Source organism: Spiribacter sp. SSL99, assembly GCF_009805925.1.
GTDB lineage: Bacteria > Pseudomonadota > Gammaproteobacteria > Nitrococcales > Nitrococcaceae > Spiribacter > Spiribacter roseus.
This window is the reverse complement of record NZ_MAOM01000001.1, coordinates 60,595-82,500: the sequence shown is the minus strand read 5'-3', so window position 1 is coordinate 82,500 and position 21,906 is coordinate 60,595. Positions and strand designations below refer to the sequence as shown.

The following is a 21,906-nucleotide window of genomic DNA, read 5'->3' as shown; positions in this document are numbered from 1 at the left end:
AGTCGTAACCCTGGATCAGCGGGTACATGAATTCATGGATGGCGATGGACTGGTTGGCCTGATAGCGCTTGTGAAAGTCATCGCGCTCGAGCATGCGCGCGACGGTGTACCGGGCTGACAGCTCGATCATGTCGGTGGCGCTCATCTCGCCCATCCAGGTGGAGTTGAACACGACCTCGGTCCGGTCGGGATCGAGGATGCGGAAGATCTGCTCGCGGTAAGTCTCGGCATTACGCACGACATCATCGCCGGTAAGCGGCTGGCGGGTGGCGCTGCGGCCGCTGGGATCGCCGATGCGTCCGGTGAAATCGCCGATCAGGAACACCACCTGATGCCCCAGGTCCTGGAACTGACGGAGCTTATTGATGAGCACCGTATGCCCCAGATGAAGATCCGGCGCCGTGGGGTCGAAGCCGGCCTTGATGCGCAGCGGCCGGCCGCTCGCCAGTCGCTCGCGCAGCTCGTCCTCGCGAATGATCTCATCGGCCCCTCGCCAGAGCGCCTCCAGTGCGGCGTCCACCTCGCCCATGCTGTTCTCCCGTTGTCATTCCCAATGGCCGTGGCGCGCGATTCTATCCTAATTGACCCGGATACGGGCCGGGGCTATTCTTCCGGCTCATGAACAGACGGCTGAAAACGGGATTGCTGGTAACGGGCTCGGCGCTGATCGCCGCGGCCCTCATCGCCCCGTCCTCCAATCCTCCGGGACAGGCGCAGGCGTCGCGGGCGCTGGCGCTGCCCGACGCGCCCGGCGTGCCGACGACGGCGGCGCCAACCCGCAGCACCGCCTCCCTGCCCGACGCCGATACGCTGATGGACCGGGTGTCCAATACCCGACCGGTGGCGAGTGCCGCGGATGAGTCGGCGGAGACACCCGTCGCCGAGTGGAGTGTCGAGACAGTGCGTAACGGCGATAACCTCGCCGCGCTGTTCAAGCGGGCCGGGCTCAGCGCCCGCGACGTCCATGACGTGGTCAACGCCGGCGATCCCGCCAGTCAACTGACCCGGCTGTTTCCCGGCGACGAGCTGTATCTGCAGGTCAGCGACAACGAGCGCCTAGTGGGCCTTCGTTATGCAATGAGCCCGACACGGACCCTGCACATGACCCGGGACGCCGCGGGTGACTGGCAACCCCGCGTTGAGACGGTCGAGCTCGAACGACGCACCGCAGAGGCGGAAGGCCGCATCGCCAGTTCGCTGTACAACGCCGGCATCGAAGCCGGGCTGAGCGATCGCCTGATCATGCAGCTCGCCGGCATCTTTGGCTGGGACATCGACTTTGCCCTGGACCTGCGCCGCAATGACTCGTTCGCCGTGGTCTATGAAACCCTTTACCGCGATGGTCAGAAGGTGCGTAACGGCCAGATCCTGGCGGCTGAATTCGTCAATCGCGGCGAGCGCTTCCGCGCCCTGCGCTACGAGACGCCGGAAGGCGAGAGCAACTACTACGCCCCGGACGGGCGCAGCATGCGCAAGGCCTTCCTGCGCACACCCACCGACTTCACGCGTGTGAGTTCGGAGTTCAACCCCGACCGCGTCCACCCGGTCTATGGCACCAAGCGCCCGCATCGGGGCACCGATTACGCCCCTCCGCCCGGGACACCGATCAAGGCGGCCGGCGATGGCAAAGTCATCGAGCGCGGCCGCAAAGGGGGTTACGGCAATACCGTGGTGCTCAAGCACGGAACGCGCTACACCACGCTGTATGCGCATATGCGCCGCTTCGCCAATGGCCACTCGGTGGGCGATCGCGTCAAGCAGGGCGAGATCATCGGTTATGTCGGCAGCACCGGCCTGTCCACTGGCCCGCACCTGCACTACGAATTCCGCGTCGACGGGACGCACCGCAATCCCCGCACGGTGGATCTGCCCGAGGCCAAGCCCATCGCTGAGCGCTATCGCGACGACTTCGAGCGCCAAGCTGCCCCGCTGATCGCCAAACTCGACGGGCTGAGCCCCACCCGCGTCGCCCAAGCCGGCGACTGAGCGCAACCCCATGCGCATGATCGGCCTGATGTCCGGCACGAGTCTGGACGGTGTCGATGCGGTGATGGCCGACTTTGATGCCAGCGGCCACCCCCGGCCGTGCGGACATCTCCACTCGCCTTACAGCGCTGAGCTGGCGACGGCCCTGCGCAACATCAATGCCGACAGCCCGCTGGCCCATCTACTGGCGCTCGACGCCCGGCTGGCCGGCGTCTATGCCGCCGCGGTGGAGTCCCTGCTCCATGCCACTGGCTGCACCCGTCGCCAGGTCAGCGCCATCGCCCTGCACGGTCAGACCCTGTGGCATGCCCCCTTGGCCGATCCGCCCGTCACCTGTCAGGCCGGCGATCCCAGCCGGCTCGCCGAGGCGACCGGTCTGCCCGTGGTGGCGGACTTTCGCCAGCGCGACCTGGCGGCCGGCGGCGTCGGCGCCCCGTTAGCGCCGGTTTTTCATGCGGCCCTGTTGGGCGGGGAGCAGCGCCGCTGCGTGGTCAATGTCGGGGGCGTGGCGAACCTGTCGGTACTCGCGGCCGGCGGACGCGCCGAGGCGGGATTCGACACCGGTCCCGGCAATGCACTGATGGACGCCGGCGCGCGACGATACCTGGATTCGGCCTTTGATCGTGACGGCGCATGGGCCGCATCGGGCCAGGTAGACTCAGCGTTTCTGGACCGGCTGCTGGCCGACCCCTACTTCCAGCGTCCGCCGCCAAAGAGCCTCGACGTCAGCACCTTTGACCCGCACTGGCTGGACGCCCATGCCGGGCAGCCGGCCCAACCCGTCGACCGGCAGGCGACCCTGCTTGCACTGACCGCCGAGACCATCGCTGCCGCCGTCGAGCGCTGGGGTGGCGGGCCGCGGGATGTCGTCATCACCGGGGGCGGGGCGGCCAACACCGCCCTGTGCCGGGCGCTCGACCATCGGCTGGGCGGCGAGCGCCCCCTCAAGACCAGCGATGAGCTGGGTATCCCCGCGCTTCAGGTCGAAGCGCTGGGCTTTGCCTGGCTGGGCCGCGCCACGCTGCTTGGCGAGCCGGTGGACCTGACGGCGATCACCGGCGCACGGCGACCCACTGTTCTGGGCGGGATCTATCCGGCCTGAGCGTCCTCAGACCCCGAAGGACGACCCGCAGCCGCAGGTGGTGCTGGCATTCGGATTGCGGATCACGAACTGGGCGCCCTCGATGCCCTCGACATAATCGATCTCGGCGCCTTCCAGATAGGCGCTGCTCATGGGATCGACCAGCAGCTTCACGCCGCCGTTCTCGATCATCGCGTCACCGGCCTCTTCGGATTCATCGAACATGAACCCGTACTGAAAACCCGAGCAACCGCCACCCGTGATGTACACCCGGAGCTTGAGGTCGTCGTTCTGTTCCTCGTCGAGGAGCTGTCGCACCTTCGTCGCGGCGTTATCGGTAAACACCAGCAGTTCTTCCTGCTCCGCCACTTCACTCATGACCCTGACTCCTGTTGATCATCACGTCGATGATTCTCCTGCCTGTCCAATACCCCGTCAATCGTCACTACGGCAGAACACTGATGCCCTGCAGTCCCAGTGTTTCGGGCAGCCCCAGCATCAGGTTCATGTTCTGGACGGCCTGCCCCGCGGCGCCCTTGACCAGGTTGTCTTCCACCGCCAGCACCAGCGCCATGTCGCCGCCCTCGGGCCGATGCACGGCAATGCGCACCATGTTGCTGCCCCGCACGCTGCGGGTCTCGGGATGGCTGCCGGGCGGCAGCACGTCTACAAAAGGTTCGTCGGCAAAGCGCTGTTCATAGACGGCCTGCAGATCCACCGCCGGATCGCGCAGGCGGCCATAGAGGGTGGCGTGAATACCGCGGATCATCGGCACCAGATGCGGGACGAAGGTCAGTCCCACAGGCTGCGCGGCGGCCCGCTCCAGCCCCTGGCGGATTTCCGGCAGATGGCGATGCCCCGAGGCGCCGTAGGCATGAAAGTTTTCGCCGGCCTCGCACAGCAGGGTATGCGGCTTGGGCACACGCCCGGCGCCGCTGGCGCCGGACTTGGCATCGGCGATGAGCGTATCGGTGGCCACCAGCCCCCCCTCGAGCAGGGGCAGAAACCCCAGCTGCACGGCGGTGGGATAGCAGCCGGGGTTGGCCACAAGGCGCGCCTGGCGGATCGCCTCGCGACCATACTCGGGCAGCCCGTAGACCGCCTCTGCGGCCAGCGCCGGGCAGGCGTGGTCCATGCCGTACCAGTGCGACCAGACGCCGAGATCGCGGATCCGGAAATCGGCGCCCAGATCAATCACCCGAACCCCCTGCTCCACCAGCGCCGGGGCCATTTCCATGGCGGTGCCGTTGGGCGTGGCGAAGAACACCACGTCGCAACCCGCCAGCACCGCCGGATCGGGCGGGGAAAATGCCAGGTCGACATGCCCGCGCAGGTTCGGGTAGACGGCGCTCACCGGTTGACCGGCCTGGGCCCGCGAGGTGATCACCTCGAGCGATACCTGCGGATGCCCGGCCAGAAGGCGCAGCAGCTCGACCCCGGTATAGCCTGTTCCACCCACGATCGCGGCGCTAATGGTCATCATCATCCCCTGAGCTGTTCCCATACAGTCTGTATGATGCCAGACACGCCCGCCGGGCGCCGATGGTGAGCCATTCAGTGCAGACAATCCCGACACAGCGCCAGAAATACCGCCTGTCCATCGGCCGTGCGCCGGTTGTCATGGCCGTTCTGGGGGTCATCACCGGGGCACTGACGGCGGCCGTGGTCATCGCCTTTCGACTGCTCTACGAATCCGCCCAGCGCGGGCTGCTGCCCGGCGGCCAGCTTGGCGATTACGAGGGGCTGCCCGCCTGGCAGCGCCTGCTGCTGCCGATTGCCGGCGCGGCCGTGATCGGCCTTTACATGCGCCACATCGCCCACCGCGACCCGCGCACCGGCATCGGCTTTGTCATCGAGCGAACCGCCTACCACGAGGCCCTGCTGCCGCTGCGCAACGCCATTCACCAGTTCGTGACCGCCGCCCTTGCCATCGCCAGCGGCCATTCGGTGGGCCGCGAGGGGCCGAGCGTGCACCTGGGCGCCACCACCGGCAGCCAGATCGGACAACGCCTGGGCCTGCCGCATAACAGTCTGCGCACCCTGGTGGCCTGCGGCACGGCCGCCGCCATCGGCGCCTCGTTCAACACCCCGCTCGCCGGCGTCGCCTTCGCCATGGAGGTGGTGGTCATGGAGTACACCATCGCCGGGTTTCTGCCGGTGATCATTGCCGGGGTCACCGCCACTGCGCTGGCCCACCTGGTGTTCGGCGCCGGGATCGTCTTCACCATCCCTGCACTGAGCATCCAGGGACTCCACGAGCTGCCGCTGGTCATGGGCCTCGGCCTGCTGCTCGGGGGACTGGCGGCCGCGTTCATCCGCACCCTGCGCCACAGCAGCCGCTGGCTCGGTCACTGGCCGGTCGTGCCACGGGCGCTGGTGGGTGGACTGGTCGTCGGTCTCATCGGCCTCGCCTATCCGCAGGTGATGGGCATTGGCTATGACACCATCGCCGCGACATTCGCCGGGGAACTGGGCGTTGCCCTACTGGTGGGGCTGGTCGGCGCCAAATTGCTGGCCACCGCCGCCATCATCGGTCTTGGTGTGCCCGGCGGCCTGATCGGCCCCACCCTGGTGATGGGCGCCGCCGCCGGTGGCGCGGTGGGTCTGCTGGCCGAGTCACTGATCCCGCTGCCGCTGGGCGGTCCCGCCCTGTACGCGCTGCTCGGTATGGGCGCGATGATGGGGGCGACACTGCGCGCCCCGCTGGCGGCCCTCACCGCCATGCTCGAGCTGACCGCCAATCCCGGCATCATCATGCCCGGCATGCTCGCCATCGCGGCGGCCACCCTCAGCGCCCGCGAGGTGTTCCGGACCGACTCGGTCTACCACCTCGAACTCGGCGAACGCGGCCTAGATCCCCGTCAGAATCCGCTGCTTCAGGCGGCCAGCCGGCTCGGCATCCTCCAGCTGGTCAACCCGCGCTGTGAGCAACTGCCCGTGCTGGCCGACACCACCGAGTGGGTGTTGGCCGCCCCCGATGAAGGGGCCCTGCCCGACAGGGCCTGTCGCATTGAGACGCTGCGCGCCCACCATCAGGCCGGCCAGTCCCCGTTCGCCGACGCCGTCGCGCTGCTGCCCATCGATGAAAAGGCCAGCCTGCGGGATGCCTTCGAGCGGCTGCGCGGGGCCGGTGATGCGGCACTGCTGGTTACCCGGCCGGCGAGCGGGGGTGCCCGCGAGTGGACCGGCATCGTCACCCGCCAGGCCATTCATGACGCCTATCTGGACTGATGTTCCGGGTCGGACAGTTGCTATACTGACGGTCATCAACCTGCAAGGAGGTCTGCCGTGCGAAAAGAATGGTTAGTGGGCGTACTGGCCCTGGTCATCGTCGGCCTGGTGGGCTATGTCTGGTTTGCCCCGCCGACGCGCGAGCCGGCCCCCAATGTTCAACTCGAGCGCCTCGACGGCGCGCAGACCGCACTGGCGGAGCACCGCGGCGAGGCGGTCATGCTGGTGTTCTGGGCCACCACCTGCCCGACCTGCATCCAGGAAATGCCCGAAGTGGTGGAGCTGCACCACGACCTGGGGGACGAGGGCCTGACCATCCTGGGCGTAGCGATGGACTACGATCCGCGCGATCAGGTGCGGGCGCTGGTCGAGCGCCGCGGCCTGCCCTATGACATCGTTCTGGATAACGGCGGCCGCATCGCCAATGCCTTCAACCAGGTCCGCGTGACGCCCACCACGGTACTCATCGACCCCGACGGGGGCGTGGTCTGGCAGCGCATTGGCCCGATCGACTTCGAGGGACTGCGCGAACAACTCGAGCCAATGCTCGCGGAGCGACAGTCGGCATGACCGCGCTGTGGATCAAGTCCTTTCACATCATTTCCGTGGTGACCTGGTTCGCGGCGCTGTTCTATCTGCCGCGGATGTTCGTCTATCACGCCATGACCGAGGATGAACCCGGCCGTGAGCGCTTTCGGATCATGGAGCGCAAGCTCTACCGTGGCATCATGAATCCCAGCGCGGTGGTGGCCGTGGGACTCGGCGTGGCGCTGATCGTGGTCCAGCCGTTCTGGCTGGAACAGGGCTGGCTGCATGTCAAGATACTGCTGGTGGTGGGGCTGATCGGCTATCATCTGTACTGCGGTCGACTGCTGCGGGCCTTTGCCGAGGATCGCAACACCCGCAGTCACCGCTGGTATCGTGTATTCAACGAATTGCCCGTGCTGGTGCTGATCGCCGTGGTCCTGCTGGTCGAGCTCAAGCCCTGGGCCTGAGCGCCAGCGCCTGACGGCTGTGGCGCGGCCCGCATTCCATGCTACCCTTATAGAGTACTGATCAAGTCCACAATGGTGTCTGTAATGACGTCTGCGCTGTTCTCCCGCCAACATGATGATTACGTGCGCGACCTGCTGCAGGGCGCCGGCCTGCGGGCGACCCGTCAGCGCATGGGGCTGGCCGGGCTCATTTTCGGTCAGGGCGAGCGCCACATCACCGCCGAGGAGCTGTATGCCGAGGCCATTGAGGCCGGCATGCGGCTCTCCCAGACGACGGTGTACAACACCCTGCACCAGTTCACCGAAGCCGGGCTACTGCGCGAGATCCTCGCCGACCCGCGCCGCATCTACTTTGACACCAAGGTCGACCCGCACCACCACTTCCTCGACGAGGAAACCGGTGAAATGGAAGACATCCCCCACAACCGCGTGGCGGTGGATGGCCTGCCGACGCCGCCCCCCGGCAAGACCATCGAGGGCGTCGATGTGATCGTGCGGGTGCGTCGCCCGGGCTGACGGCTACCAGCCGGCCCGGATCAGGCCCCCCAAGCCATAGCGGTCCATCTCGGCGTTCACCAACCGCCGCACCTCGCCGGGGGTCTCGCAGGCCAGCACGGCTTCAAGCAGGGCCTGCGCGGCCGAATAGGGAATGGTCCGGATCACACGCTTGACCCGCAGGATGCGGCCACTGCTCATCGACAGGCTCTCCAGCCCCATCGCCATCAAAAGCGGCGCGATCGCGGGCTCGCCGGCCATGCTCCCGCACAGCGACACCGGTTTGCCCAGGCGCTGCCCGACCTCGCCCACCGATGCCACCGCCCGCAGCACCGCCGGGTGCAACTCGTCGTAGATCGATGCCACCCGACTGTTGTTGCGATCGACCGCCAGCAGGTACTGGGCCAGGTCGTTGCTGCCAATGGACAGAAAATCGAGCCGTCGCGCCAGGCTCTCGGCCTGATAGACCGCCGCCGGCACCTCGACCATGGCGCCGATGGCCGGGATCGCGGTCACCACCCCCTCTTCAGCCAGCTCGGCATGGGCGCGGCGCAGCAGTGCCGCGGCCCGCTCGGCCTCCTCGACGCGGCTCACCATCGGGAACATCACCCGCAGGTTGTCGAGGCCCACCGAGGCCCGCAGCATGGCCCGTAACTGGGTCAGGAAGATCTCCGGATGATCGAGGGTCATGCGCACGCCGCGCCAGCCCAGAAACGGGTTTTCATCGTGACTGGGGAAGTAGGGCAACGGCTTGTCCCCGCCGACGTCCAGCGTGCGCAGGGTGACCGGCAACGGGGCGAACGCCTCGAGCACCTCGCGATAGCGCTCGATCTGCTCATCCTCGCCGGGAAACCGCGGACTGACCATGAACGGAAACTCGGTACGATGCAGGCCGACGCCCGCACAACCCACCTCCAGCGCCCGCTCGATCTCGGCGGCGAGCCCGGTATTCACCGTCAGGCTGATGGAATGGCCATCCGGCGTCACCGCCGGCTCACCGGCAATGTCCGCCAGCCCGGCGGTCATCGCCTCCTCCTCCACGGCCAGGCGCTGGTACTCATCACGCAGCGCCGGCGCGGGATCCACTTCGACCCGGCCGCGGTAGCCATCGACGATCAGCGCGCGGCCGTGCAGGCCGTGCACCGGCAGCTCGCGGACGCCCATCACCGCCGGCACCCCCAGGGCCCGGGCCAGGATCGCGATGTGCGAGTTGGCCGATCCGCCGGCGCTCACCACGCCCGCCAGCCTGTCCCGGGGGATCTCCACCAGCTGCGAGGCGCTCACCTCCTCACCCACCAGGATGACCCGGTCGGGCAGTGGCTGATCCTCTTCGCCGACGCTCAGCAACCGGCTCAGCAACCGCTGCCCGACATCGCGCAGATCACTGGCGCGCTCGCGCAGATAGGCATCATCCATGGCCTCAAAGCGGCGTGCATGCTCGGCGATGGTCAGGCGCACGGCGAACGGCGCCCAATGGCCGGCATGGATATGCGTGACGATGCGCTCACGCAGGCTGTCGCCGTCGAGCATCTGCAGATACACGTCAAAAAGCTGCTGCTCGGCCGCCGGCACCTGTCCCTGCATACGGGCCGCCAGCCCGCGAAGGTCGGCCCGGGCCGCCTCCAGCGCCCGGCCAAAGGCGGTCTCCTCGGCCTCGACATGGCGGATGCGTCGATCCGGAATGCTGTCGAGGCTGGCGGGGACGGTCATGACATGCCCCTCGCCAATCCCCAGGCCGCTCGCCCCGGCAATGCCATCGAGCCCCAGCGGATGACCGTCATCGGCGTCTCCCGGGTCGGTCAGTTCGCCGCGCACCCGGGCGTGGGCCATGACACCGGCGAGCTGCGCCGCCATGGTGACCAGAAACGCGACTTCGGCATCGCTGAAGCGGTCACGGGCCTGGCGCTGGACCACCAGCACGCCCAGCCGTGACTGATAGTGGATGATCGGGACGCCCAGAAAGGAGTGGAAGCGCTCCTCGCCGGTCTCGGGAAAATACCGGAACCGCGGATGCCGATCGGCATCGTTGAGGTTGATGGACTCCTCGCGCTCGGCCACCAGTCCCACCAGCCCCTCGCTCACCGGCAGGCGCACCTGGCCCACGGCATCCACATTCAGGCCGCGGGTGGCCATCAGGCGAAGATGCCCTCCATCGCCCTCAAGCAGATAGACCGAGCAGACATCGCCACCGGTGGCCTCGGCCACACGCTCGACAATGATCTCCAGCGCCTGACGGAAATCGCCCGCGGCATTGACCGCCTGGACAATGCGGTGGAGCGTTTCCAGCACGCCGGCTAGCGCCCCTGGCCGGGTCGGGGAATGGCCGGCGGCTGCCCGCAACCGGCGTCAGCGGGCCGCGCCGGCGGGCCCTCGGGGAATAACAGGGGGGCGAGCTCGTCGAGCGCCCGGGCATAGACATCGCGCTTGAACGACACGATGGCCTCCAGCGGATACCAGTAGGACACCCAGTCCCAGCGATCAAACTCCGGGTCGGGGCTGGCGTCGAGCCGCACCCGGGTGTCCGCCGAGCGCAGCTGCAGCAGGAACCAGACCTGTTTCTGGCCAATGCAGGTCGGCCGCTGACGGCGACGGATGAGGTGCCGGGGCAATCGATAGTGCAACCAGCCCCGCGTCGACCCCAGTACGGCGACATCCGCCGGCGTCAGCCCCACCTCTTCGTTGAGTTCGCGGTACAGGGCCGCCTCGGGGCTTTCATTACGCTGGATCCCGCCCTGGGGGAACTGCCAGGCGTTCTGGCCCACGCGGCGCGCCCACAGCAGCTCGCCGGCGCCGTTGGCCAGAATCATCCCGACATTTGGACGAAACCCTTTTGAATCAATCACTTACTTCACCAAATCAAGAATCCTGTTGCGGCTTATTCTTCCACACCGCAGAATCAAGCGGCAATGCGACAACGGGATTAAAGCGTGCAGCTGGCGATTTTCGATCTGGACAACACCCTCCTTGAAGGCGACAGCGATTACCTCTGGGGCCAGCATCTGATTGAGCAGGGTGCGGTCCAGCGCGACGAGTTCGACGCCCGGAACCGGCAGTTCATGCGCGACTACGAGGCCGGCGAGCTCGACATCGAGGCCTTTCTGCAGTTCGCCCTGCGGCCGCTCGCTGATCACCCCGAATCCCGCCTGATGGCCTGGCGGGACGCGTTCATCGAGCGCCACATCCGCCCCCGGATCCTGCCCGCCGCCTGTGAACTGGTCGACGACCATCGCCGGCGCGGCCACGCACTGATGATCATCACCGCCACCAACGGCTTCGTCACCGCCCCGATCGCGGCGCTGTTCGATATTCCGGTGCTGCTGGCCACTGAGCCCGAGCGCGGCCCGGCGGGTTACACCGGCCGGCCCGCCGGCATCCCGACCTTCCAGGCGGGCAAGATCGAGGCGCTTCGGGCGTGGCTGGACGAGCAGGAGCAGCGCTTCGACACCCTTCACTTCTACAGCGACTCGCGCAACGACCTGCCGCTGCTCGAAGTGGTGGACCAGCCGGTGGCCATCGATCCCGACCCGGTGCTGGCAGCCGCGGCCCGGGCCAACGGCTGGCCCATGCTGACGCTGCGCGCCGGCGATACCCCGCAACCTCTTGCCTGACAGGAGCCCGAGCATGCACCGCACCGCCCTTCACCGACTCACCGGGTTGGCCACCGCCCTGATCGGCACCGCTCTGGCGGGCGCCGCGCAGGCCGAGCTGATCATTGAAGACGCCTGGGCCCGGGCGACGCCACCGGGTTTTTCCAAGGGCGCCGTCTACCTTGAAATCCGCAATGACAGCCGGCGCAGTGACACCCTGGTCGGCGTGCACACCGAGCGCGCCGGCCGCGCCGAACTGCATCGCACCATCGAGGAAGGCGGCAACAGCCGCATGGTCCACACGCCCCGGGTGCGCGTGCCCGCTGAGGGCAGCGTGACCTTTGAGCCCGGCGGCCGGCACGTGATGATGATGGGCATTGACGAGGCCCTCACCGAGGGCGAGCGCTTCAGCCTTGAACTCGAGGCCGAGACCGCCGGCACCCTCCGGGTCAACGTCGAGGTGCTGGCCCCCACGGCCATGGGCGTCGACTAGATCACGCGGGAGAAGCGCCGTTCGCCGCCGGCCGCTGCCAGGTAGGCGTCGAACGGCATCGCCACGTTGCGCAGGAAAAACCGCCCCCGCGGCGTGACCTCGAGCGCGCCGGGCGCCAGCGTGAGCAGGCCGTCATCCACCAGCGGCGAGAGGGCCGCGAGGGCATCGCCGAAGTAGTCGGCAAAATCGATCCCATGACGCGCCTCAATCGCCGCGTAGTCGACCCGCCCCCGGCACATCACCGCCTGGATCACATCGCGGCGCAGGCGGTCGTCGTCGTCCATGGCCACGCCCCGCCAGATCGGCAGCTCGCCGGCGCGGACCGCGGCCGCATGGCCCTCGGGGTCACGATGATTCTGCATGAAGGCATCCCCGATCTGGCCAATGGATGAGGCCCCCAGGCCGATCAGATCCAGATCGGGGCGGGTGGCATAACCCTGGAAGTTGCGGTGCAGGGTGCCGTTATCGGCCGCCTCGGCCAGTTCATCGCCGGGCAGCGCGAAATGATCCATGCCGATGTACTGATAGCCCTCGCCGGCGAGGCGCTGCATGGCTTCGATCAGCAGGGTGAGCTTCATTTCCGCCGCGGGCAGGGTGGCGTCGGGGATCTGGCGCTGGATGCGGAACATCTGCGGCATGTGCGCATAGTTGTACAGGGCGATGCGGTCGGGGCGCATGGTCATCACCGCGTCCAGGGTCCGCGACAGGCGCTCGGGCGTCTGCAGCGGCAGGCCGTACATCAGATCCAGATTGATGGAGCGAAAGCCCTGGGCGCGAGCCTCCTCAACGATGTCGGCCGTGGCCTGAACGCCCTGGAGGCGATTGATCGCCTTCTGCACGTCGTCATCGAAATCCTGCACCCCCAGGCTCAGGCGATTGAAGCCCAGCGCGGCAAGGTGGCGGATGCGCTGGCGGTCCACCGTGCGTGGGTCCACCTCGATGGAAAACTCGCGCCGCTCCGGCGCCGCCAGGGGAAAGCGCTCGGCGATGGCGTCGATCAGTGTCGCCAGATCGTCGTCACTCAGATAGGTCGGGGTACCACCGCCCAGGTGCAGCTGCTCCACGGGACGGTCGTCGGCGAACAGCGCCGCCTGCAGGTCCAGCTCCTCGATCAGCCGGGCCAGATAGTCCTGGGCCCGCCGGTAGTTGGCGGTGATCACCTTGTTGCAGGCGCAGTAGAAGCACACCGTGCGGCAGAACGGCACATGCACGTAGAGCGACAGCGGCCGGGGGATGGGATCACCATTGCTCCAGCTGACATGGTCGCGGTAACGCGCGGCGTCGAAGTCCTCGGTGAACTGGGCGGCGGTCGGATAGGAAGTGTACCGGGGCCCGGTCACGTCATAGCGACGCAGCAGGGCCCGGTCGAGAAGAAGATTGTCGGCCATGGACGCGCCGCTCCCGATGCAGTGTTTCATGTCATCATAGGCGTTGTGCGACACGGCCGGGTTGATCTGTGTCAGTCAGGTGCAGGGTCGGCGGAGGATTGATTTGAAGCACGACGGGAACAACGGCTCAACAGGGCCCGAGACCCTGCGCAGACGGCTGGTACGCCGCGGATGGCTGATGCTGGCGCTGTTTTTCATCGGCCTCGGCAGCGTCGGCGCGGTGCTGCCGCTGCTGCCGACCACGCCGTTTCTGCTCCTCGCGGCCATGTGCGCTTCGCGCAGCTCGCCGGCGCTGCATGCCTGGCTCTACAGCCACCCGCGTTTTGGCCCGCTGCTGCGGGACTGGCGGGATCACCGCGCGATCCGGCCCCGGGCCAAGATCACCGCACTGGTGCTGGTGGCGCTCAGCTGGGGGTGGATGTGGATCAGCGTCGAGCCGCTCTATGCCCGCCTGTCAGCCAGCGCGGTCATGGCCGGCGTGGTCATCTTTCTGGCCACGCGCCCCCACGGACCTAGCCGGTAGTCAGCGCCGCCACCGCGAACAGCCCTGGCACGCAGGCGAACGCTCCGGTCCAGAGGAGGCTGCGCAGGGTGGGCCGATCGGCGATATAGGCCGCCCCATAACCCAGCCGCAGCACCACGAACAGTACCGCCAGGGCATCAATCCAGCCCTGCGCACCCCCCAGCTGATGGGCGATGATGACGGCCGCGGCAAACGGCGGGAATGCCTCGAAGGTGTTCAACTGCGCCCAGTGTGCCCGCTGGCGCCAGCCACTCAGGCCCGCCAGCCACTCCCGCGGGCGGGCGTTGTCGAACCGGCCCCGGGACTTTGCCAGACCGGCGAACACGAACGGCATGAAGATCGCGACCAGCACCATCCAGTAGGCCAGCGTCATGACGACTCCGCCTGCAGCTGTGCGTTGACCGCGCGGAAACCGATGTCCGCGCGCATGAAACGGCCCGGCCAGTGCACGGTCTCCGCCAGGTCATAGGCGGCCTGCTGCGCGGCCAGGATGTCGTCTCCCAGGGCACAGGCGCACACCACCCGGCCACCGGCGGTGACCACCTCGTCGCGGGCGTTGGTCGCGGTCCCGGCATGAAACACCTTGCGGCCGTCGCCGTCGGCATCGCCAAGCCCTTCGATGACATCGCCCTTGGCATAGGCGCCCGGATAGCCCGCCGCCGCCAGCACCACCCCCAGACAGGGCCGCGGATCCCACTGCACGGCCCCGGCGTCGAGCCGACCGTTCAGCGCGGCCTCGAACAGCGTCACCGGGTCGCTCGCCAGGCGCATGAGAATCGGCTGGGTCTCGGGGTCGCCCAACCTGACGTTGAATTCAAGGACCCGCGGCTCGCCCCGGGCGTCGATCATCAGGCCGGCGTAGAGGAATCCCCGGTAGCCACGCCCTTCGGCCACCAGGCCACGCACCGTGGGCCGGATCACCGATTCAAGAATCCGCGCATGGACCGCGTCCGTGACCACCGGCGCCGGTGAGTAGGCGCCCATGCCACCGGTGTTGGGGCCCTCGTCGCCGGCGTCGCGGGCCTTGTGATCCTGGGAGCTCGCCAGCGGCAGAACCGTTTCACCGTCCACCAGGGCAATGAAGCTGGCTTCCTCGCCGGTCAGGAAATCCTCGACCACGATGCGCTCGCTGGCCGCGCCGAATGCCCCGCCCAGCATGGATGTGGCCGCCTCGACCGCGGTGTCGATGTCGTGGGCAATGGTCACGCCCTTGCCGGCTGCCAGGCCATCGGCCTTGATCACCAGCGGCGCGCCGCGCTCGCGGATATAGGCGAGGGCCGGCTCGAGCTGCTCGAAGGTCGCGTACGCCGCGCTGGGAATGCCGTGACGGGCAAAGAACGCCTTGGCGAACGCCTTCGAGGCCTCCAGCTCGGCCGCCGCCTGCCCGGGGCCCAGACAGGCCAGCCCCGCCTGCTCAAAGGCATCCACGATGCCGGCGGCAAGCGGTGCCTCGGGCCCGATCACGGTCATCTCCACGGCCCGTTCCCGGGCCTGCTCGACAAGCGCCGGGATATCGTCGGCGCCCACCGCGAGGTTGCTCACCCCCGGCTCACGGGCGGTGCCGGGGTTGCCGGGCGCCACGTAGACGTGGCCGCAGCGCGGTGACTGTGCCAGGCGCCAGGCCAGCGCATGCTCGCGCCCCCCATTGCCCACGACCAGGATGTTCATCGGACTGCTCCCCATGGCCGGTCAGTGGCGGAAATGGCGCATGCCCGTCAGCAGCATGGCGATGCCGTGTTCGTCGGCGGCGGCGATGACCTCATCATCACGGCGCGAGCCCCCCGGCTGGATGATCGCGCGGACGCCTGCCGCGGCGGCCTGGTCAATGCCGTCGCGGAATGGAAAGAACGCATCCGAGGCCAGCACCGAGCCGGTCAGGTCCAGACCCGCCTCGGCGGCTTTGCTGACGCCGATCCGGGCACTGTCGACCCGGCTCATCTGACCGGCCCCGATCCCCAGGGTGCGGCCCTCGCGGCCATAGACAATGGCATTCGACTTGACGAACTTCGCCACCCGCCAGACAAAGTCCAGTTCCTCGGCCAGCGCCTCGCTCACCGGCTCGCGGGTCACGCAGCGCAGGCCCGAATCGGCCGTCAGGGCGCGGTCCTGGGCCTGCACGAGCAAACCGCCGCCCACCGGCTGCAGGCGCCATTCCGATGCGGCCACCGGCCCTCCCGGCACTTCGAGCACGCGCACATTGGTCTTGGCGGCGGTCACCATCAGCGCCTCATCACTGACCGCCGGCGCCAGGATGACCTCGACGAACTGACGCTCGACGATGGTCCGGGCGGTGGCCGCATCGAGCGGTCGATTGAAGGCGATGATGCCGCCGAAGGCCGAGGTGGGATCGGTGGCGAACGCCGCCTCATAGGCCGCCGTCGGCTCGGCCGCCACCGCCACACCGCAGGGGTTGGCGTGCTTGACGATCACGCAGGCGGGCGCGTCGAACGCCGCCACGCAGGCCCAGGCGGCATCGCCGTCGGCCAGGTTGTTGTACGACAGCGCCTTGCCCTGGCGCTGCTGGTAGTCGGCGAAGCTGCCCGGTCGGGCCAGGGGATCGCGATAGAACGCGGCCGGCTGATGCGGGTTCTCGCCATAGCGCAGCTCCGCGGCCTTCTCCCAGTGGCGGTTGAGCTGGCCGGGAAAGGCCGATACCTGACCGTCGGCGTCGCGGGCCGACAGGTAATCGCTGATGGCCGCGTCGTAGCGCGCCACATGATTGAACGCCGCCACCGCCAGCTCGTAACGCTGCGCGGCGTCGAGGCCGCCCTGCGCCGCCACTGCCTCGATGACCGCCGGGTACTGCGCCGGCGCCGTCACCACGCCGACGCCGGCATGATTCTTGGCCGCCGCCCGGAGCATCGCCGGGCCGCCGATATCGATATGCTCGATGGCCGCCTCCAGCGAGCAGTCGGGCCGCGCCACGGCCTGCTCGAAGGCGTAGAGGTTGACCACCAGCAGGTCGATGGGCGGGATGGACTGCTCGGCCATCACGGCCTCGTCTTCGCCCCGTCGGCCCAACAGCCCGCCATGAATGCGCGGGTGCAGGGTCTTCACCCGACCCGCCATGATTTCCGGGAAGCCGGTGTACTCGCCGACCTCCACCACATCGATCCCGGCGTCCTGCAGCAGCGTGGCGGTACCGCCGGTGGACAGGATCTCGACCCCGCTGTCGGCCAGGCAACGCGCCAGCGGCTCAATCCCGGTCTTGTCGGAGACGCTGATCAGGGCACGGCGGATGGGCAGCGGGGTGGCGGCGGACATGGCGGGACTCCGTGGTGGTCAGTCTTCGAGGCCGTAATGGCGGAGCTTTTTGCGCAGCGTTCCGCGGTTGATGCCGAGGGCGTCGGCGGCGCGGGTCTGGTTGCCGCCGCACTCGCGCATGACCACCTCCAGCAGGGGCGCCTCGGCCTGCTCGATCACCATGCGGTGGAGATCGTGACTGGCCTGGCCATCGAGGTCGCGGAAATACGCCGTCACCGTCTCATGCACACAGGCACGGATCGGGCCGACGCTGGCGCCCCCGGGGGCGGATTCGTCTTCCATGGCATGAATCCTTCGCGGAAAACCCGAAATCATAACGGCAACACCCCCACCATTAAACCGCCCGCCGCCGACCATCCAGCCGCGCCCATTCATCGACCCGGATCACCGGCTCGAAGCGACAGGCCGGCTCATACGCGGCGCGCACCGCATCGGCCTGGGTTTCAAGCAGTCCGGCCAGCGTCAGCCGCCCCCCCACAGCCAGCGCATCAATCAGCCGTGGCGCCAGCGACTGCAGAATACCCGCCAGGATATTGGCCAGCACACGGTCCGCCACCGGCAGCGCCGCCGCCGGCCCGAGCACCTCAAGCCGATCCTCCACCCCGTTGCGCCGGGCGTTGTCCCGGGTGGCCGTCAGCGCCTGCGGATCATTATCCACCGCCACCACCCGCCGGGCGCCCAGACGCAGCGTGGCAATGGCCAGCAGCCCCGATCCACAGCCATAGTCGATCACCGTCTCGTCCAACGGCGGATCGGCGGCCAGTGCCTCCAGGCACAGGGCGGTGCTCGGGTGCGTGCCTGTCCCGAACGCCAGCCCCGGATCGAGCCGGATGTTGACCGCTTCGGGCACCGGCGGCTCGAGCCCGCCGGGCACCACCCAGAGCCTCCCGCCAAAGCACTGCGGCTGGAAGTGCTCGAGCCAGGCGCGCTCCCAGGCCTGATCGGCGATCTCGGCGGTGCGCCAGCCCGACGGATCCCCGCCGAGGGCCTCGGCCAGCGCCGCGCGCACCGCATCGACATCGCTGTCCGCGGGGAACAGTGCCTCCACCCGCAGCCAGTCCCAGAGCCGGGTCTCGCCCGGCGGCGGTTCGAGCACCGCCGCGCTGCCCGGCGCCTCGGCCCAGGTGATCGCCTCGGCCCCGGCCGCCTCGAGCACCGCCTCGAGCGACTCCGCCTGATCGGCGGTCACCTCGAACGCCACCTGGCGGGCGGACATGGTCAGCGGTGTTCGCCGGGCTGCCAGAGCACGTCGCCACCGGCTTCGCGATTGGCGTCGCGGGCCAGCACGAACAGATAGTCCGACAGCCGGTTGAGATAGCGCAGGACGTTCTCGTTGATCGGTGTGGTCACCGCCAGGGCCGCCGTCTCGCGCTCGGCCCGCCGCGCCACGGTGCGGGCATGATGCAGATGCGCGGCGGCGGGACTGCCCGCGGGCAGCACGAACGAGCGCAGGGTCTCGAGATGGGCATTGACCCGGTCGATTTCCCCTTCCAGCCACTCGGTCTGGCCGGTGGCGACCCGCAGCGGCTCGAAGGGCGGATCCTCCTGCTCGGGCGTGCACAGGTCGGCCCCCACGTCGAACAGGTCGTTCTGGATGCGGGTCAGGGCCGCCTCAAGATCGCCGCCGGCGTGCAGCCGGCAGATCCCCAGCAGGGCATTGAGCTCGTCGACCGTGCCATAGGCGGTGACCCGCGGATCGGTCTTGGCGACGCGGCTGCCGTCACCGAGACCGGTCTGGCCGGTATCACCGGTGCGGGTGTAGATGCGCGTGAGCTTGACCATGCGGATCAGCCGCCGAACCGCTGGATGGAATCGTTGATCTCGGCAACCGCGGCTTCCCGGTCCTTCCAGCCGTTCACCCGCACCCACTTGCCGGGCTCCAGGTCCTTGTAGCGCTCAAAGAAGTGGCTGATCTGCTCGAGCAGCAACGGCGGCAGGTCCTCCGGCGCATTCACGGCATCGTAGATCGGCGTGAGCTTGCTGATCGGCACGCACAGCAGCTTGGCATCCTCGCCACCCTCGTCGGTCATCTCGAGCACGCCGACGGGCCGGCAGCGGATCACCGAACCGACGGCCAGCGGAAAGGGCGTGACCACCAGGGCGTCCAGCGGGTCACCGTCACCACAGAGGGTATCGGGGATATAGCCGTAGTTGGCCGGGTAGTGCATCGAGGTGCCCATGAACCGATCCACCATGATGGCCCCGGAGTCCTTGTCCACCTCGTACTTGATGGGATCGGCATTGGCCGGGATCTCGATGATGATGTTGATGTCGTCCGGCAGATTCTTGCCGGCGCCGATGCCCTCGTAGGCCATGGAAACCTCCTCGTGTGGATGATGCGGATGGCGGCAGTATACGCGGCGGCCGGGCCCGGGTCAGTCCCTGAACGGCGGGCAGCGGGGCGCCACGCGCTCCGCGCGCAGGTGGACGTGTTCGGGCAGTCCGTCGCGGTAGGGCGGATAGTCCTCGCCGGCGATCAGCGGGCGCAGGTAACGCAGCGCCGCCTCGGTCACGAACAGGTTGTCGGCGTCGATATACTCCGCCGGCATCCGCGCCTCGCGGTTGGCCACATCCGCCAGCGGCACCTGGCCGATGTGCCAGCGATAGGGCGCGTCGGCGTCGCGGACGATGGTCGGCATGACCGCATTGTGCCCGGCCACGGCGAACTCCACCGCGGCCCGCCCCAGGGCATGGGCCTGCTCGACATCGGTGGCTGAGGCGATGTGCCGGGCGGCGCGCTGCAGATAATCGGCAATGGCGTAGTGATATTTATAGCCGAGGCGCTCGCGCACCATCGCCGCAATGGCCGGGGCCACGCCCCCCAGCTGGGCATGGCCGAAGGCATCCCGGGTGCCCTGGTCGGCGACGAACCGGCCGTCGGCGGTGCGCAGCCCCTCGGAGACCACCACCACGCAATAGCCGATCCGCTCGACACATGCGCGGACCCGCTCCAGGAAGCGCGCCTCATCCAGCGCCACCTCGGGCAGTAGAATGACGTGCGGCGGGGCCTCCTCGTGGTCGCGCGCCAGTGCCGACGCCGCCGCGATCCAGCCGGCATGCCGCCCCATGGTCTCGAGGATGAACACCCGCGTCGATGTCTCCGCCATGGACGCCACATCCAGCCCGGCCTCGCGGGTGGCCACGGCGATGTACTTGGCCACCGAGCCAAAACCCGGGCAGGTATCGGTGCCGGGCAGGTCATTGTCGACGGTCTTGGGCACGCCGATGCAGGTGATCGGATAACCCATGGCCTCGCCGAGCTGCGAGACCTTGTGGGCGGTGTCCTGCGAGTCCCCACCGCCGTTGTAGAAGAAATAGCCGATGTCGTGGGCGCGGAAGACCTCGATGAGCCGCTCGTACTCGGCGCGGTTCTCGTCCAGGCCCTTCAGCTTGTAGCGCGCCGAGCCAAAGGCCCCTCCGGGGGTATAGCGCAGGGCGGCGATGCTCTCGGCCGATTCCCGGCCAGTGTCGATGAGCTGCTCATCCAGCGCCCCCAGGATGCCGTTGACGCCGGCGTAAACGGTGTTGATGGCCTCGGGATGGTCCCGGGCGGCCTCGATCACGCCGGCGGCGCTGGCATTGATCACCGCAGTGACGCCGCCCGACTGGGCATAGAAGGCATTTCTGGCAGGCATGTGGACTCCCCTTCCCCGTGTTTTGCGGGAGTCTATCAAGCGCCGGGCGCTGCAGCCTCATGCAGATAGTCACGGCACAGCGGGACCGCGGTCTGATCCATCGCCAGCTGGATCTGGAAGACCACCAGACCGCGATGATGGAAGGCCGCCTCGCTGGCGGCCAGATAGAACTCCCACATGCGACAGAAGCGCTCGCCCTTCTCGGCCGCCACCCGCTCGCGCACCGCTTGGAAGCGCTCGTACCAGGCCGCCAGGGTGTAGGCATAGTGCAGGCGCAGGACCTCGAGATCGGTCACTCCGATCTGCTGGCGCTCGATCGCGGCACTGGTCTCGGACAGCGAAGGGATGTAACCGCCGGGGAAGATATAGCGACGGATCCACGGGTTGGTCACCCCGGGCCGCCCGAGCCGGCCGATGGTGTGCAGCAGCGCCACGCCGTCGGCGGTCAGATGGTCGCGCAGCCCGGCAAAGAAGGTGTCGTAGTAGCGCGCCCCGACGTGCTCGAACATGCCCACGCTGACGATGCGCTCAAAGCGCTCGGGGACGTCGCGATAGTCCTGGATGCGGATTTCCACGCGGTCTTCGCAGCCGTGCTCGCGCACCCGATCGCGGGCCACCCGGGCCTGCTCTTCGGACAGCGTCAGTCCGACCACCTCGACACCGGCCTGTTCGGCCAGCTCGATGGCAAGGCCGCCCCAGCCGCAGCCGATATCCAGCACCCGCTGTCCCGGCCTGAGGCAGAGCTTGCGGCGGATCAGGGCACGCTTCGCCGCCTGCGCCGACTCCAGGTCGGTGACACCCGGCGGCCAGTAGGCGCAGGAGTACTGCATGTCGGTATCAAGAAAGCAGCGGAACAGCCACTCGTCGATGTCGTAGTGATGGGCCACATTGCGCCGGCTTGCCGCGCGCCGGTTCCACTGCTGGAGCGGGCGCAGCACCGAGGTCATCAACCGCCTGCCGCCTCCGGGCTCGGCGCCGTCGAAATTGCCCATCAGCACGGCCAGCAGGGTGCGCAGGTCCGGGGTGCTCCAGCCGCCTTCCATGTAGGTCTGACCCAGCATGAAGTCGGGATCCGCCGGCACCCGCCGCTCCACCTGCGGGTCGTGGATGGTCAGCCGCGCCGCGGGGTCATCGCGACCGAACTGGCGGGTCTCACCCTTGCGGCGCTCCAGCGTCAGGCTGCCGGTGTGGATGCCTTCACCGAATAGATGGTCAAGCATGGAGTCCC

General features: G+C 68.2%; 24 protein-coding genes (1 of these 24 only partly in view). 9 read left to right on the top strand and 15 right to left on the bottom strand.

All coding sequences use genetic code 11. The features are described from left to right. Nucleotides 1–529: the 5' portion of a tyrosine--tRNA ligase gene (tyrS, locus tag BA899_RS00405; RefSeq protein WP_159299387.1), read on the bottom strand. Its footprint begins 677 nt before the window's first position; only the first 529 of its 1,206 coding nucleotides appear in the window; it begins with the start codon at nt 527–529; its stop codon lies off the left edge, out of view. An 89-nt stretch (nt 530–618) separates the two neighbouring features. Between tyrS and BA899_RS00400 the strand changes: the two genes are divergently transcribed. Beyond that, on the top strand, nt 619–1,986 hold the full coding sequence (locus BA899_RS00400) for an OapA family protein (RefSeq protein ID WP_159299386.1): 1,368 nt from the start codon (nt 619–621) through the stop codon (nt 1,984–1,986). Nucleotides 1,987–1,996: 10 nt separating this feature from the next. Continuing rightward, a complete protein-coding gene (locus BA899_RS00395; RefSeq protein ID WP_159299385.1) occupies nt 1,997–3,088 on the top strand; it encodes an anhydro-N-acetylmuramic acid kinase in 1,092 nt (363 codons plus the stop codon). 6 nt (nt 3,089–3,094) lie between these two features. Here BA899_RS00395 and erpA read toward each other — a convergent pair whose 3' ends face one another. Beyond that, entirely contained in the window at nt 3,095–3,445 is a 351-nt protein-coding gene (gene erpA / locus BA899_RS00390) for an iron-sulfur cluster insertion protein ErpA (RefSeq protein WP_069134335.1), read from the bottom strand. Between the two features lie 67 nt (nt 3,446–3,512). Further along, nucleotides 3,513–4,547, bottom strand: a complete 1,035-nt coding sequence (gene argC, locus BA899_RS00385) for an N-acetyl-gamma-glutamyl-phosphate reductase (protein ID WP_159299384.1) — start codon at nt 4,545–4,547, stop codon at nt 3,513–3,515. Nucleotides 4,548–4,624: 77 nt separating this feature from the next. Between argC and BA899_RS00380 the strand changes: the two genes are divergently transcribed. The 4 genes from BA899_RS00380 (at nt 4,625) to irrA (ending at nt 7,809) form a co-directional block, all read left to right on the top strand. Next, nucleotides 4,625–6,298, top strand: coding sequence for a chloride channel protein (locus tag BA899_RS00380; protein WP_159299383.1), 1,674 nt, complete (start codon nt 4,625–4,627; stop codon nt 6,296–6,298). Nucleotides 6,299–6,355: 57 nt separating this feature from the next. After that, the gene (locus BA899_RS00375; RefSeq protein ID WP_157809129.1) at nt 6,356–6,868 is read left to right on the top strand and encodes a TlpA disulfide reductase family protein; all 513 of its coding nucleotides are present in this window, start codon (nt 6,356–6,358) and stop codon (nt 6,866–6,868) included. Further along, nucleotides 6,865–7,293: a protoporphyrinogen oxidase HemJ gene (hemJ, locus tag BA899_RS00370; RefSeq protein ID WP_159299382.1), complete on the top strand. Its 429-nt coding sequence runs from the start codon at nt 6,865–6,867 to the stop codon at nt 7,291–7,293. Before BA899_RS00375 ends, hemJ begins: the two co-directional genes overlap by 4 nt. A gap of 84 nt (nt 7,294–7,377) precedes the next feature. Next, nucleotides 7,378–7,809, top strand: a complete 432-nt coding sequence (irrA, locus tag BA899_RS00365; protein WP_083217713.1) for an iron response transcriptional regulator IrrA — start codon at nt 7,378–7,380, stop codon at nt 7,807–7,809. Nucleotides 7,810–7,812: 3 nt separating this feature from the next. On the opposite strand, the gene ptsP is transcribed toward irrA, so the two are convergent. Further along, the gene (gene ptsP / locus BA899_RS00360) at nt 7,813–10,077 is read right to left on the bottom strand and encodes a phosphoenolpyruvate--protein phosphotransferase (protein ID WP_159299381.1); all 2,265 of its coding nucleotides are present in this window, start codon (nt 10,075–10,077) and stop codon (nt 7,813–7,815) included. Between the two features lie 5 nt (nt 10,078–10,082). Next, entirely contained in the window at nt 10,083–10,631 is a 549-nt protein-coding gene (locus BA899_RS00355; protein ID WP_069134341.1) for an RNA pyrophosphohydrolase, read from the bottom strand. An 84-nt stretch (nt 10,632–10,715) separates the two neighbouring features. Between BA899_RS00355 and BA899_RS00350 the strand changes: the two genes are divergently transcribed. Both BA899_RS00350 and BA899_RS00345 read left to right on the top strand, forming a co-directional pair. After that, nucleotides 10,716–11,396 (top strand): HAD family phosphatase, encoded by a 681-nt coding sequence (locus BA899_RS00350; protein ID WP_159299380.1) that lies wholly within the window; start codon nt 10,716–10,718, stop codon nt 11,394–11,396. A gap of 13 nt (nt 11,397–11,409) precedes the next feature. Next, nucleotides 11,410–11,868: a copper chaperone PCu(A)C gene (locus BA899_RS00345; protein ID WP_159299379.1), complete on the top strand. Its 459-nt coding sequence runs from the start codon at nt 11,410–11,412 to the stop codon at nt 11,866–11,868. Here the strand turns inward: BA899_RS00345 and hemN are convergent. Next, entirely contained in the window at nt 11,865–13,256 is a 1,392-nt protein-coding gene (hemN, locus tag BA899_RS00340; RefSeq protein WP_159299378.1) for an oxygen-independent coproporphyrinogen III oxidase, read from the bottom strand. The two genes, BA899_RS00345 and hemN, sit on opposite strands and share 4 nt — an antisense overlap. 103 nt (nt 13,257–13,359) lie before the next feature. Between hemN and BA899_RS00335 the strand changes: the two genes are divergently transcribed. Beyond that, complete coding sequence (locus BA899_RS00335; protein WP_198515208.1) at nt 13,360–13,779, top strand: YbaN family protein; 420 nt, start codon at nt 13,360–13,362, stop codon at nt 13,777–13,779. Here the strand turns inward: BA899_RS00335 and BA899_RS00330 are convergent. Genes BA899_RS00330 through BA899_RS00290 form a run of 9 tightly spaced genes read right to left on the bottom strand, consistent with a single transcriptional unit; the run spans nt 13,769 to nt 21,898 of the window. Continuing rightward, nucleotides 13,769–14,152 carry an MAPEG family protein gene (locus tag BA899_RS00330; protein WP_069134344.1) on the bottom strand — a complete coding sequence of 128 codons (384 nt, stop codon included), beginning with the start codon at nt 14,150–14,152 and terminating at the stop codon, nt 13,769–13,771. The two genes, BA899_RS00335 and BA899_RS00330, sit on opposite strands and share 11 nt — an antisense overlap. Beyond that, nucleotides 14,149–15,447, bottom strand: a complete 1,299-nt coding sequence (purD, locus tag BA899_RS00325) for a phosphoribosylamine--glycine ligase (protein ID WP_159299377.1) — start codon at nt 15,445–15,447, stop codon at nt 14,149–14,151. Before purD ends, BA899_RS00330 begins: the two co-directional genes overlap by 4 nt. A 21-nt stretch (nt 15,448–15,468) precedes the next feature. Continuing rightward, nucleotides 15,469–17,043 (bottom strand): bifunctional phosphoribosylaminoimidazolecarboxamide formyltransferase/IMP cyclohydrolase, encoded by a 1,575-nt coding sequence (purH, locus tag BA899_RS00320; protein WP_159299376.1) that lies wholly within the window; start codon nt 17,041–17,043, stop codon nt 15,469–15,471. Nucleotides 17,044–17,061: 18 nt separating this feature from the next. Beyond that, entirely contained in the window at nt 17,062–17,358 is a 297-nt protein-coding gene (locus BA899_RS00315; RefSeq protein WP_370456289.1) for a helix-turn-helix domain-containing protein, read from the bottom strand. Nucleotides 17,359–17,377: 19 nt separating this feature from the next. Continuing rightward, entirely contained in the window at nt 17,378–18,259 is an 882-nt protein-coding gene (prmA, locus tag BA899_RS00310) for a 50S ribosomal protein L11 methyltransferase (protein ID WP_159299375.1), read from the bottom strand. A 2-nt stretch (nt 18,260–18,261) separates the two neighbouring features. Continuing rightward, nucleotides 18,262–18,825 (bottom strand): cob(I)yrinic acid a,c-diamide adenosyltransferase, encoded by a 564-nt coding sequence (locus BA899_RS00305; protein WP_069134349.1) that lies wholly within the window; start codon nt 18,823–18,825, stop codon nt 18,262–18,264. 5 nt (nt 18,826–18,830) lie between these two features. Then, the gene (gene ppa, locus BA899_RS00300; protein WP_148122478.1) at nt 18,831–19,358 is read right to left on the bottom strand and encodes an inorganic diphosphatase; all 528 of its coding nucleotides are present in this window, start codon (nt 19,356–19,358) and stop codon (nt 18,831–18,833) included. 60 nt (nt 19,359–19,418) lie between these two features. Continuing rightward, nucleotides 19,419–20,678 carry a 6-phosphofructokinase gene (locus BA899_RS00295; RefSeq protein WP_159299374.1) on the bottom strand — a complete coding sequence of 420 codons (1,260 nt, stop codon included), beginning with the start codon at nt 20,676–20,678 and terminating at the stop codon, nt 19,419–19,421. Between the two features lie 35 nt (nt 20,679–20,713). Then, nucleotides 20,714–21,898 (bottom strand): cyclopropane-fatty-acyl-phospholipid synthase family protein, encoded by a 1,185-nt coding sequence (locus BA899_RS00290; protein WP_159299373.1) that lies wholly within the window; start codon nt 21,896–21,898, stop codon nt 20,714–20,716. Between the last annotated feature and the right edge of the window lie 8 nt (nt 21,899–21,906).

Coding starts and splice junctions, on each gene's coding strand:
- BA899_RS00400 (WP_159299386.1), top strand. CDS start 619: ATGAACAGACGGCTGAAAACGGGATTGCTGGTAACGGGCTCGGCGCTG.
- BA899_RS00395 (WP_159299385.1), top strand. CDS start 1,997: ATGCGCATGATCGGCCTGATGTCCGGCACGAGTCTGGACGGTGTCGAT.
- erpA (WP_069134335.1), bottom strand. CDS start 3,445: ATGAGTGAAGTGGCGGAGCAGGAAGAACTGCTGGTGTTTACCGATAAC.
- argC (WP_159299384.1), bottom strand. CDS start 4,547: ATGACCATTAGCGCCGCGATCGTGGGTGGAACAGGCTATACCGGGGTC.
- hemJ (WP_159299382.1), top strand. CDS start 6,865: ATGACCGCGCTGTGGATCAAGTCCTTTCACATCATTTCCGTGGTGACC.
- irrA (WP_083217713.1), top strand. CDS start 7,378: ATGACGTCTGCGCTGTTCTCCCGCCAACATGATGATTACGTGCGCGAC.
- BA899_RS00345 (WP_159299379.1), top strand. CDS start 11,410: ATGCACCGCACCGCCCTTCACCGACTCACCGGGTTGGCCACCGCCCTG.
- hemN (WP_159299378.1), bottom strand. CDS start 13,256: ATGGCCGACAATCTTCTTCTCGACCGGGCCCTGCTGCGTCGCTATGAC.
- BA899_RS00330 (WP_069134344.1), bottom strand. CDS start 14,152: ATGACGCTGGCCTACTGGATGGTGCTGGTCGCGATCTTCATGCCGTTC.
- purD (WP_159299377.1), bottom strand. CDS start 15,447: ATGAACATCCTGGTCGTGGGCAATGGGGGGCGCGAGCATGCGCTGGCC.
- purH (WP_159299376.1), bottom strand. CDS start 17,043: ATGTCCGCCGCCACCCCGCTGCCCATCCGCCGTGCCCTGATCAGCGTC.
- BA899_RS00315 (WP_370456289.1), bottom strand. CDS start 17,358: ATGATTTCGGGTTTTCCGCGAAGGATTCATGCCATGGAAGACGAATCC.
- prmA (WP_159299375.1), bottom strand. CDS start 18,259: ATGTCCGCCCGCCAGGTGGCGTTCGAGGTGACCGCCGATCAGGCGGAG.
- BA899_RS00305 (WP_069134349.1), bottom strand. CDS start 18,825: ATGGTCAAGCTCACGCGCATCTACACCCGCACCGGTGATACCGGCCAG.
- ppa (WP_148122478.1), bottom strand. CDS start 19,358: ATGGCCTACGAGGGCATCGGCGCCGGCAAGAATCTGCCGGACGACATC.
- BA899_RS00295 (WP_159299374.1), bottom strand. CDS start 20,678: ATGCCTGCCAGAAATGCCTTCTATGCCCAGTCGGGCGGCGTCACTGCG.
- BA899_RS00290 (WP_159299373.1), bottom strand. CDS start 21,898: ATGCTTGACCATCTATTCGGTGAAGGCATCCACACCGGCAGCCTGACG.